This window comes from Candidatus Melainabacteria bacterium (assembly GCA_003963305.1).
Taxonomy (GTDB): domain Bacteria; phylum Cyanobacteriota; class Vampirovibrionia; order Obscuribacterales; family Obscuribacteraceae; genus PALSA-1081.
Genome location: RXJR01000003.1, coordinates 256,485 through 267,382, shown reverse-complemented (window position 1 = coordinate 267,382; position 10,898 = coordinate 256,485). Strand labels below are relative to the sequence as shown.

Here is a 10,898-nt window from a genome sequence, read left to right as displayed (position 1 = left end):
GATGCTAACGAGACGACAAATCCGGCGCCAGTTTCATCCCGTTGAAAACTGGCCGCGATCAGCGGTTCTAGTGGCAGCTTTCAGCGAAATACACAGAAGCGTTTTTGGTATGCTCGATACATCGTCCGAAGAATGTGGAGACACCGTCACAATGGAACCCGGCGATCTACAGTTCCATCCGCCCTGGAATGGAGAATATGATACCTAGCGACAGACAAAGTAAGACCGACGAACTGTCTTTCATGCGCAAATAATTTGACCGCCATCAGACTATAGAAGAAATCGCTTCATAGCCTCTTCGTTGATTTGAAATTGTTCTGGAGAAATGCTGGCGGCTCCAGTAAACGGATGATCGAGCAAATCGAGAATGCCGAAGTTCGCTCCCAAAACCGTGCCAATAAGAGCAATCAGCATAATGTGCAGTCTTGAAGGACTCGCGGACGAAAACAGATATGCATTACAGAGAAGAACCAGGCTGCATATCAAAAGCATTGGTAACATCTGAGCAAAGGTATGGCTTCTGACCGAAATAATGCGCTCGCGTCTGTGATTGCTCAGCTCTCTAAGTGCGCGCAGGAGTTCTATTTGAATACCCGAGTACTCGGCATTTTGCGGTTTGATGTCAGTCATTGCATCATTCATTTCTAGGAAAGCAGCCGTCACCTGATCGCTTAGCCCTCCCTTCTTCATGGCGGCCCACTCATCATTCAATATGGCATCGCAATAGCGAATGCAAGCCAATTGAAGTCGCTTTCCTTTTTGTGGAGGAAGTCCTCGCGACAATCGGAACATCTCACCAACAGCTGTTGCTTCGGAATCGACGCACGCTTCCATGTCTTTGTATTGGTCTGCCGCTGTTGATATCAGAAGTCCAAGTAGCACAGAAACAAGCGTTCCAACTATTGCTACTGATGACACCAGGAACTCAGAATTTTCAGACATGACATACTTGGGCCGAATCTTTTCAAAAGTAAAAAGTCCCAGGACTGCACAAGCGACTGAGCCGACGATCCACAAAAGCAAATGAATTGACGATTGAATCACTTTGCACCTCCATGGTGTGCCATCTAATTTAAGCCGGACAAGAATAAACCTCAGCAGTTTACTCTATCGGTTGAAACAATGAGCAGAATTAGATGGTTGGAGTCTTCAAGAGATATTCTTGACTCGGCATCCGAAATTGTCTGTCGCGGAGACTGATGTCTTGGAGCCAAGTAGAAGGCGCGAACTTGATCGGATCTTCTGCAGCGAGAAAAAACCATACAGGCGCTCAGCTAAAATACCGTTCGTTCAATACACTCAAGTGATGCAACTCATGCCCGATAAGCATGTAAATTAGAGCCCGCACCGTGACTTCATTTCCGCTTGCAACGCCTTTACGATCCAGTTGTTCGTCAGTAAGAGACTCTATAAGGTAGATGTTGGATTCGCGTGTTGTCCTGAACTCAGAAGCGAGATTTTGTATAGTGCGACTGTTGAAATTACCATTACTCACGTATACATTCTGGTCAAATGAAGGCAGTTCCGCATAATCGCGCGAGAAGGAAAACAAACGATACCCGAAGGTACGCTCTGCGTCTATGATATGCCCCAACACTTCCTTCACAGTCCATTTGCCATCAGCATAGGCAAAGTGAGCTTTGTCATCGCTGAGCTCGTTGAACAATCTATAGCTCGATTCCTTCAACCTGTTTAGCACCAAGAGCGGGGAATCATCTGGCACCATGCCGACGTATTTAGCGTAATAGGGATTATATTCTTCAGGTTTTGGTCTGGTTATCATTTTGGATTTTGAGGAACTCGCGGTGACCGCGTCGATTATAGCGCTTAATCCAGTCCGTATTAATAATTCCTGTAGCACATAACTGATGCACTGGTTCTGAATGCACGGGCACAGGAGAGGAGCTCGGCACTGTTACCTCGCCCGCATCACGTCGCAACTCAAACTGCCTGGCTAAATTTCTCAGGTATGATTGTGATAATCGAGGAGCTCTTTAATGGCTACTAAAATCTACGATAACAGCCCCTACAGAAGGGGACCGACTGAATGGGATGATGCATTTTTTCAGTACCTCCTCAATCCAATCATCGCACCAGCATTCATTGTAGTCGGCATCTACCTTTGCGGAAACGCTTACATGGAGTACAGACAAATTGAAAGCTCAAGTGGCTGGTCCGTTGTTCCAGGCAACCTAATATCAGTGAATGCGCCTGTGTTTCGCAGCTTTCCACTTGAACCAGATGTGATCTTCTTCAAAGATGCATCTCTAGATTACTCCTACAAGTTCAGAGGGAAAACGTATTTCAATCGGCAGAAGTTAGCGCCCGCTGGTCCGCGGTTTTACTCATCGATTGATAATTTCAGTCAGAGTGGAGACTGCGCCAGAGATAACGATTTCGACAACCGAATGACTCGCAAATATCCACAAATAGCCTCTAACAAGCCGGTTCACACACCGCTCCAATCAGCCGAACACTTCAAATTCTCATCCATTGATAACAACGGTACGCTCTCAGTCAGGACCGACCCGCACTTCCCTCAAAGTGCCTGCCTACGAGACGTCCTAACCGAACATGCCATTCGAATCGCCCAGTGGGGACTGGGCAGCCTGGCGATCGGTATTCTTATTTTTGTCAGTCGGTTTCTTTTATCAAAAACAGATGATGTCGTCGAAAGCGAAGATGAGGTTGTAGATAGAGTTTACGACCAGCTATTTCACTGACGCACCCAAAAGAACCGTTCCAAAGCAAAGATTTGTCAGCGCCTCGCAATTCACAGCGCGCTAATGCTCATTCCCCAACCAGAACCCACGCAGCCCAATTGCTGGGAGCACTCCATTTCGGTTGCTGTCGAATGTAGTTTTGTGCATCAGACAGTGCATCTTGCTTGGTCATGCCTTCTTTCCAGAGATTGGAATAGAATCGTTTCATGAGTTCTTGCGTAGCATCGTCTGGTACGCTCCACAGTGACATCAAAACTGATCTTGCGCCGGCGCTTATTATCGCAGAGCGCAGTCCGAAGACACCTTGACCGCTCAATGCTCTCCCCAGTCCTGTCTCGCAGGCAGACAGCGTCACTGTGTGGCACTTGCTTAGATCCAAACCGATGATTTCATCAGCGGTGAGAATATTTGGTGCCTGATCACCTCTAGAAAATTCTCTCTTCTTTGGATAAGCCAGATAGATACCACATTCGCTAAGTGGGTTACGCCCGGATGCAAGCCTGAAACCGCCGCCATCACGCACCATCGTAAAACGTGACGCTCCGCTTCGCGTCGCAGAGTCTGATACCGCACCCGCCCCGCCATCGGTGCTCCGAGCGAAGCCATGGGTGGCGATGTGCGCCGTCTCTGCAGTGGTTAATTTCATTTTGACAGCGTACTTGGTGGCTTCATCCTCCGGAAGGTAGTCCACGTCTCTACCAAAGCTGTCCGCTAATTGCTTTATCGTTTCGACTTCCTTGAGTGCACCATCAAGATTATTGAGTCCAGCCTTGTGAAAGTTACTGAGACCAGCTAACAAAATCTTATTCGAACTGCTTTTGTCACCAGCAGCAACGGCGGCTCTTTCCTGCCTCAGAAATACAAATTCGCGTGGACTGTCGACTTGAGATATCGACTGACTTGTTAGACCACGCAGCAGTGCAACAGCAGGCCAGGGCACTCGTCCAAACTCGCCTTCGGGACAGAGCCAGAGATGTTTGACGTCCGCTCCGAGGTATTGCTGTAGGTGCGCATTCGACAGCAAATTATCAGATATTTTTGCAGTTAGCACATCAAAATCTTTGAGATCCATTTTTGAAGTCGAATCCGCATCAATACGATGAATATCTCTTCCCAGTTCAGACACGGACCCGGTGACACCGAATCGCCATTTCCGAATAGTGGCATCGATTTCATCGCGCTTTCCCAGATCAAAAAACTGCGGTTCACCACTGGCGCCATTTTTCATCGCGACTACAGCGTAATGTTCGGATGCTTCGTTGAGCGGTTTGTAAAGCAGAACATCGATGAATGCTTCGTCTGACTTCAGCAGAGTTCTAAAACCATCCGCGCCCATATCAGACAAAGGATCTTTCAAAACAACACCAGAAGCTGCAGATATTTCTCGCTCTAATCGCTCTCGTTCAGCTGTTTCATCCACATATACGCAGTGCAGATGCGCATCACTTGTAGTGCCTCCACCTTGATTTGCAAGATATGCGAGCAGGCGAATCTTACTTTCCAGTTGCTCTTGCTTTTGTTTTAGATCCGGATTAGCTTGAACGGCAACCTTGATGGCACCTTTCGTACGAAGTGACTCCAGCAAGAGTCCCTTCCATCGCATCATCAGGCTGTAAGCAGCACCAATTGATTCCCGACTCTGGCAAGTCGTGAGAATAGCGTCCCGCTGCTGTTTTGCAACTGCCAGAAACGCGCACTGCTGACCAATCGATAGTCCCGGGAAAGCAGTATTTATGTAACTATTGATGCGTCGTGAACCTTCAAGCGCGTAGTACCTGGCTCGGTCGGCATCGCCGTCTTTGTCATTAGCAGCGATGCGATCTATCTCGATAAGGGCGAGACCATTGCAATCGCGTGCTGTAGCAAGCAAGCCATCCGAACTGCGATTGCTCTTATCCCAGTTGAGCGCCCAGCCTAGATAACGCTGAGCCTCAGCCAGTTTACCAAGGCGCTCAAACACAAGTCCCCTTGTAGCTGCAGCCTGAGTAAAAGCCGCTTGATCTAGTTTGCTGTCAGTTTCATCATTTAGATACTCAACCGCTTGTAATAACTGATTTGCCTTTTCGAAGGAACCTTCCTGGAAATCAATGGTTGCTCTGAGAACCAGAAGATTCACTCGGCTGGGCTTACTCAGCCCCGGCAGGTTGAGTGCCTGATCGGTAAAGTCGCGGGCTTCTTGGAGTTTATCCATCGATAAAGCTGACTCGATAATGATTTTATATGAATCCAGTAATGCCGCACTTTTCTCATCATCAGAGTGAAGACAGGAGATTGCTTCGCCGCTCGCGAGAAGATTGGATTTAGCACTGTCGAGAGCGGCACCATAATCGGCTTGCTCCAATTTAAGTCTGGCATCCAGAACGGCGCAGTTGTATTTAGCGATTTTCGTGGTGGCAAAATCGGACGCTCTGGCAATAAGCTCCTGGCTCCTGGCATAATTGCCCAGGTTCATCCAGGATTCAGACAAACTCAAAAGACTTTGAACCGAAGCCTGCTCCTTTCCGTTTTTGCTGCCAGGTTGAGCAAGGAAGCACTTCTCAGAGACGCTAAGAGCGTCCCTCGCTTTATCAATTTCATCGTTGCTGGCTAATAAATTTCCAAGGCACAGCAATGCATTTGCAACAAAGAATCGGGTGTTTTCATCTCCGCCCATCGATTCTATAATTGCCGAATTCGTTGCTTTATTCTTCTTACTTGAAGCACCATTAGCGGTGCGCGAACAAAGTTCACGTCCGAAATTTACTAGAGATGAATATGCGGAATTCGATTGAGTCTTTGCGCTCCCCCCGAGAGTTTTACTGATAATTCCCAGTTGCAGCAAAACTTCAGCAGTTCTTGGATCGGCGCTGCCAAACATTTTTTTGCGGGTTACAAGTACATCGCTGAGGCGTGGGAGCACATCTGCATGCGAATCGGCTTGCAGTAGTTTCAAACATTCAATTTCTCTAGCGAAACTCTGCTCTGCACTGTCGCTGATCTGCGAGACTGGAGCGACTGACTTTTCACTTCTTTCGAGAGCTTTTCCGCTTCCAAATTTTGCAAGAGTCTCGAGTGGCGCCACCATGTCAAAACGTCTCTGTGCCGCCGCTACGACGAATGGATCAATGACCCTTCGCGCTCCCAGACGCTTCGCCTCCAAAGCGAGCGCTCGACTAAATAGAAGTCCAGCTTCGGCATAACGCTCCTCATCTTCATACAACCTGGCTAGATTTTTCAGACTACCAGTGCATAACGGATGGTCGGCATCGAGCTTCTTCTCATAAATAGCAACCGCTCTCAAATACAGGGGTTCGGCCTCGGCATATCGCCCCTGGCTCTCATAAAACGTCGCCAGAGTATCCAGGCATTGGGCGACCTCAGAGTGATTCAGACCAAGCGCCTTTTCACTGATCGCCAGAGACCTTTTGTACAGTACCTCAGCTTCAGGAAAACGTCCCTGGCGATTATAAAGTGCAGCAAGACTGCTTAAGGATTTTGCCATTGACGGATGGTCCGCATCAAGCTTTTTCTCACGTATTGCAAGAGCTCTTTTGAAGAGAGGTTCAGCTTCTGCGTAACGTCCCTGGTCGTTGTAGAAACCAGCCAGGTTATTTAATGCCGTAGCAACACGAGGATGGTCCGGACCAAGCGCCTTCTCTAAAATTGACAAGGCTCTTTTATAGAGAGGTTCGGCTTCGGAGTAACGTCCTTCGGACTCATAGAGCAAAGCGATATTAACTAAAACAGTCGCATAATCAGGGCTTTCAGGACCGAGCACCTTCTCGCTTATCGTCGCCGCCCTCTTGTAAATAGGCTCGGCTTCAGTGTACCGCCCCTGCTCATCGTAAAGACCAGCCAGATTACTTAAGGCTCTGGCAAGGTCTGGTTCGAACGCATCGCCTGCCTTTTCATAAATAACGATAGCTCTCTTATAGAGAGATTCGGCGTCTGAGTATCGCCCCTGATAGCGGTAAAGCAAACCCAGATTGTTAATGGGTGTAGCAAGTGAAATGTGCTCAGAACCAACCGACTTTTCTTGCAGAGCAATGGACTTTTTGTAAAGCGGCTCTGCCTCTGAATACCGACCCTGATCGCGATAGAGCTCAGCCAGATTGTTTAACAGCACTAAATAGGAATTGCTCCACGAACGAGTCTGTTCGATAACTAAGCAGCGTTTATACAGAGACTCGGCATCACGATAACGCCCCAGATTGTTGTAGAGGAGAGCCAGATTATTCAAAGAAGTCGCTACATCATGGTTGTTGGATCCGAGCTGCTTTTCGCGTATAGCTAGAGCCCTTCTGTAGAGCGGCTCGGCTTCGGAGTACCGCTCCGTCTCGCTGTACAGAGCAGCCAGGTTATTCAAGAAGGGCACGACCTCAAGCCCGTCAGCCCCCGCTGACTTCTCACAAGTCGCCAGAGCTCGTTTATCAGCGGCTTCAGCTTTTGCGTACTGATTTTGGGCTGAATAGATAAAACCAATCCAGAGCCAACAAGCAGCGAGGTCTGACTTATCACTGCCAGGACTCGACTCCATCCGCTTTCGCGCCGATTCAAATACTCGAAGCGCTTGACCGTAATTCTTAGCATCGAAGGCGCTTTGTCCGTTGCTTTTCTCCTTCGCCCAGATTACGCTATCGGCAAAACAAATCTGCGGCGACAGCAACAGACATAACGAGACGAGTGTAAGGGTTAGCTTTCGCATTTTGACCAGGACGACACTAAGCCGTATTGTTGCATAAACGTCTTACTGATGTCACAAGTGCACCAATACTTACCTCGATTGTGGTATCAAATACAGTGCCAAACCAAACTGTCTGGAGAAAACAAGGTAATCGCAAACTTTTGTGCCCAAAACTTGCCCTACTTACACAATTCCGAATCACTTGCGCGAATAGCTCAAATGAGCGATGGTAGTATGGATAGGTTGGCGGCTGCTTGAAGCGAGGGAACCGTTACTCATGCCCAGAAGTTTTTTCGACAACATCACTGCCTGTTTCCAGGTCTTGCTCAGCCCTTTCAAGTCAAAATCAGTGCCTTTACGCGGCAGAATAGATAGCGCGAAGATGACGCATTCGCGTTTAAAGGCACTAGAAACGCCGGACCACCTGAAAGAGATGCACGCGCAGTCTAATAATCCGAACGAGCAGAATGTTGAAACTGATGAGTTTGGACTCTACACCAGCGAAGAAGAAGTCTCCAAAAGAGTCAGGAGCCTGGCTGATATGAGCCAATATCGCCTGGCAGCGCTGGCAAAAAACTTACCGCCCGACGTTAATGAGCAGGAAAAGTAGTCGAACCCTGCCACTGAATCCGCACGACTCCGCACATTGAATCCCTCCGCGCAACGCACATTGAGTCCCTCCGCGTCCCTCAGGGATGAGACCATATGGTCGGCTTCTCGAGATAGGGCTTGAGCCGGTCTATGAAAGTTTTTTCGTGGGGGCTGACAAGATTAAACGGGAACTTCAAGATCATTGAAATCTCTTTGTGAGTCGCACCAAGTTCTTCAAGAACATCCGGGCGAACCACAACAGACAAAATGTCAATTGAACTATTCCTGTTGCGAAACACTTTATCGACAAGCTGAAACTCATTTTTAGAATCATCCAGATCGAGCGAGTTTTTCGAATTCTTCAATGCCGCCAGTTGCGCCGCATTTAGTTGCGCTTGAGCCTTCTTCTGTTCAGCAATAGTCTTCGCTATCTCAGCACCGGTTTTGGTCTGAACAGGCGTGAGATTTTGAATTGGAGCATCAGGCAAGATAAACCAGTATTGAACGTCTACAACGGGTTCAAACTTGCATCCAGGAATAGCAGTCTTAAATTTCGCTTTGTCCTGTTCACTCCAATTATTTCTGTCGATAGTTAAACTCTTCAGCTTTTTCATTTTCAAAAATATCGGCAAAGAATCAGCTGTTAGCTCACTGCGCCTGATCGTCAGAGTCTTCAGATTAGGCATCTCGGCAAGCAGTTCTAAGTGATGATTATTAGTGTCCTGATTGATCAACCAGACCTCTTCGATGTTTGGGTGCCGCGGCAGTTCCATGAGCAATGACTCGGGGTCCTTAATGTCTTTAATTTTCAAAGTGTGCAAACTTCGCAACAGAGACATGTGGGCAACAGCCCCACCAGTAATCGATGGTCCACACAAACCCAGAGTTGTCAGCGTCTTCAAATTATCAATCTGCGGCAACAATTCATCGGTAACAGGCGTTTCCTCGTGGGATTCACATCGAGGCATTGCCTTAATCAGCGGATCGAAAAAACTCAGATCTTCGAGACGTTTCCAATTCTTCACTCTACTGAGAATATCTTCGGGATGGCTGAAAACAACTTCAAGTCCATTCAAGTCATCGTCGCGGAACGTATCTAACAGCTTCGGAAGATGTTTGGAAGCATGACGCGTAAAGAAAGTAAGTTTACTATGCTTTCCAACAACCCTCTGACCCACAATTGGTTTAGGAGGTTGATCATCAACCTTGAGAATACCTATGCTTATATCCTTCGGGAAGGAAAACACGGTGTTCACTCTAGGCTTAGACAGAATCGGCGCAGGAGCGACAGGGGCAATCACGGGGAGCTTAGAATGCGAGAAATGCGGAGTCGAATTATTATTCTCCGATTTTGCACGGTCTGCTTTTCGACTCAAGTCAGCTGTTGCTAACCGCAAAGGTTTGGATTCTAAATGATTTCCAGCCGAAGCCGAATCTGACGATTTGCTCTCCTGCAATGACTGCTGACGGCCAATGCTATAACCAACCAAACCAGCTATCAAGGAAGAACCAAGCAAAATCAAAATGACAAGTCCTACAAACTTCGGCATCGTAAATGACACCACTTTCGGTGCCGCTTTTACAGGTCCTGATTCTGATTCTGATTTTGCCGCCGCCGGTTCCACATCTGCCGCTCGCACGACAGGCTTCCTGGTGCGGTCATCCTTCTTTTGCTTGGCTCCTTCAGGCGAGTCAACTACAAATGTCGCAGTCTCAGAACCGCCCTTTCTAAGTGCAGCCAGGTGGTGCGCAACCAATCCCAATTTCTGATAGCGCTTATCTGGCGACTTATCTAACATTTTGGCAACTATCTTTTCCAACTCAGGTGGAAACTCCAGTCCCATTGATGCTTCTTTTAGCGTGGGTACTTTGCCGATCTGATGTTGCATCATTGTTGATAAAGCGCTCTCACCAACACAGGGCGGAGTGCCTGTCAGCGCCTCGAAAAGAACGCAGCCCAGCGAATAAACGTCGGCCCGATGATCCACACGCTCGCCGACACACTGCTCGGGGCTCATGTAAAACGGACTGCCAAAAACTTCACCTGTCTTAGTCAGTGATTGTATTTCTCCACAGTCATGCTGGCTGAACTTTGCTATACCAAAATCCAAGATTTTGATACTTCCTTCCGCACCAGATTCAATACCATCAATAACCATAATATTGCTCGGTTTGATATCGCGATGCACTATACCCTGGTCATGAGCGTATCCTAATCCAAAACACGTCTGCACAAAGATTGGTATTGCCTCTTCTAAAGTCAAACGACCGGAGCGCTTTAAGCGTGCGCTCAAGGTTTCACCTTCTATAAGTTCCATGACCAGAAAAGGAGTCATGTCTTCAATGATGCCGAAATCTTTTACAGCAACTATGTTTGGATGATCCAAAGCGAAGACGGCTCTGGCTTCCTGCTGAAATCTTCGCAGTTTGACTTCGGAGATCTGATCTTTGATCAGTGTTTTAAGCGCAAACTCCTTATCCACAAACATCTGAGTAACACGGTAAACCACACCCATGCCACCCGAGCCAAGAACCGATTCGACACGATACCTGCCATCGAGAACATCGCCAGGACGAAAGTCCTCGCGCCGATTATCAGCATTTGTATCTTCCGGCGTCGAAACGATATCTGGAATGGAATCTGGCATGGAAATTTGCTGGCTGAAGATAAGCTCCAACCATTATTTGCCCTGACCAGAAGGAAATAGCTCAAAGAAAACGGGAAAAGCCTATCCCCAAGCTTTTCCCTATTCTCTCTGGTGAAATACCGTGTGTGTGTGTGGTGGGAGGAAACTTTATCGGGCGCCCTCCTCCGTACCCACTACGGAGCACGGAGAGAAGGCGGTGGCCCTTTCTAGTAGGGACGCTTGTCCGACCGGTTGAGCAGTCCGCCCGGTTTGGCGCCCCTACAGAGCCATTGT

The 10,898-nt window shown here is 48.0% G+C and carries 6 protein-coding genes; 2 read left to right on the top strand and 4 right to left on the bottom strand.

The window, feature by feature from the left end:
* Positions 1 to 270: 270 nt before the first annotated feature.
* Both EKK48_04245 and EKK48_04240 read right to left on the bottom strand, forming a co-directional pair.
* Entirely contained in the window at positions 271 to 1,044 is a 774-nt protein-coding gene (locus EKK48_04245) for a DUF4239 domain-containing protein (protein ID RTL45275.1), read from the bottom strand.
* 226 nt (positions 1,045 to 1,270) lie between these two features.
* Positions 1,271 to 1,783, bottom strand: coding sequence for a DinB family protein (locus EKK48_04240; GenBank protein RTL45274.1), 513 nt, complete (start codon positions 1,781 to 1,783; stop codon positions 1,271 to 1,273).
* 214 nt (positions 1,784 to 1,997) lie between these two features.
* On the opposite strand from EKK48_04240, the gene EKK48_04235 reads away from it, so the two are divergent.
* On the top strand, positions 1,998 to 2,723 hold the full coding sequence (locus tag EKK48_04235) for a hypothetical protein (GenBank protein RTL45273.1): 726 nt from the start codon (positions 1,998 to 2,000) through the stop codon (positions 2,721 to 2,723).
* Between the two features lie 67 nt (positions 2,724 to 2,790).
* On the opposite strand, the gene EKK48_04230 is transcribed toward EKK48_04235, so the two are convergent.
* Complete coding sequence (locus EKK48_04230; protein RTL45272.1) at positions 2,791 to 7,407, bottom strand: tetratricopeptide repeat protein; 4,617 nt, start codon at positions 7,405 to 7,407, stop codon at positions 2,791 to 2,793.
* 256 nt (positions 7,408 to 7,663) lie between these two features.
* Here EKK48_04230 and EKK48_04225 point away from each other — a divergent pair, with 256 nt between their 5' ends.
* On the top strand, positions 7,664 to 7,996 hold the full coding sequence (locus tag EKK48_04225) for a hypothetical protein (protein RTL45271.1): 333 nt from the start codon (positions 7,664 to 7,666) through the stop codon (positions 7,994 to 7,996).
* A 79-nt stretch (positions 7,997 to 8,075) separates the two neighbouring features.
* On the opposite strand, the gene EKK48_04220 is transcribed toward EKK48_04225, so the two are convergent.
* The gene (locus EKK48_04220; protein ID RTL45270.1) at positions 8,076 to 10,625 is read right to left on the bottom strand and encodes a serine/threonine protein kinase; all 2,550 of its coding nucleotides are present in this window, start codon (positions 10,623 to 10,625) and stop codon (positions 8,076 to 8,078) included.
* Positions 10,626 to 10,898: the final 273 nt, after the last annotated feature.

Bases quoted from the DNA above. Each gene is read 5' to 3' on its own strand.
- EKK48_04240 (RTL45274.1), bottom strand. From the start codon at position 1,783: ATGATAACCAGACCAAAACCTGAAGAATATAATCCCTATTACGCTAAA.
- EKK48_04225 (RTL45271.1), top strand. From the start codon at position 7,664: ATGCCCAGAAGTTTTTTCGACAACATCACTGCCTGTTTCCAGGTCTTG.
- EKK48_04235 (RTL45273.1), top strand. From the start codon at position 1,998: ATGGCTACTAAAATCTACGATAACAGCCCCTACAGAAGGGGACCGACT.
- EKK48_04220 (RTL45270.1), bottom strand. From the start codon at position 10,625: ATGCCAGATTCCATTCCAGATATCGTTTCGACGCCGGAAGATACAAAT.
- EKK48_04230 (RTL45272.1), bottom strand. From the start codon at position 7,407: ATGCGAAAGCTAACCCTTACACTCGTCTCGTTATGTCTGTTGCTGTCG.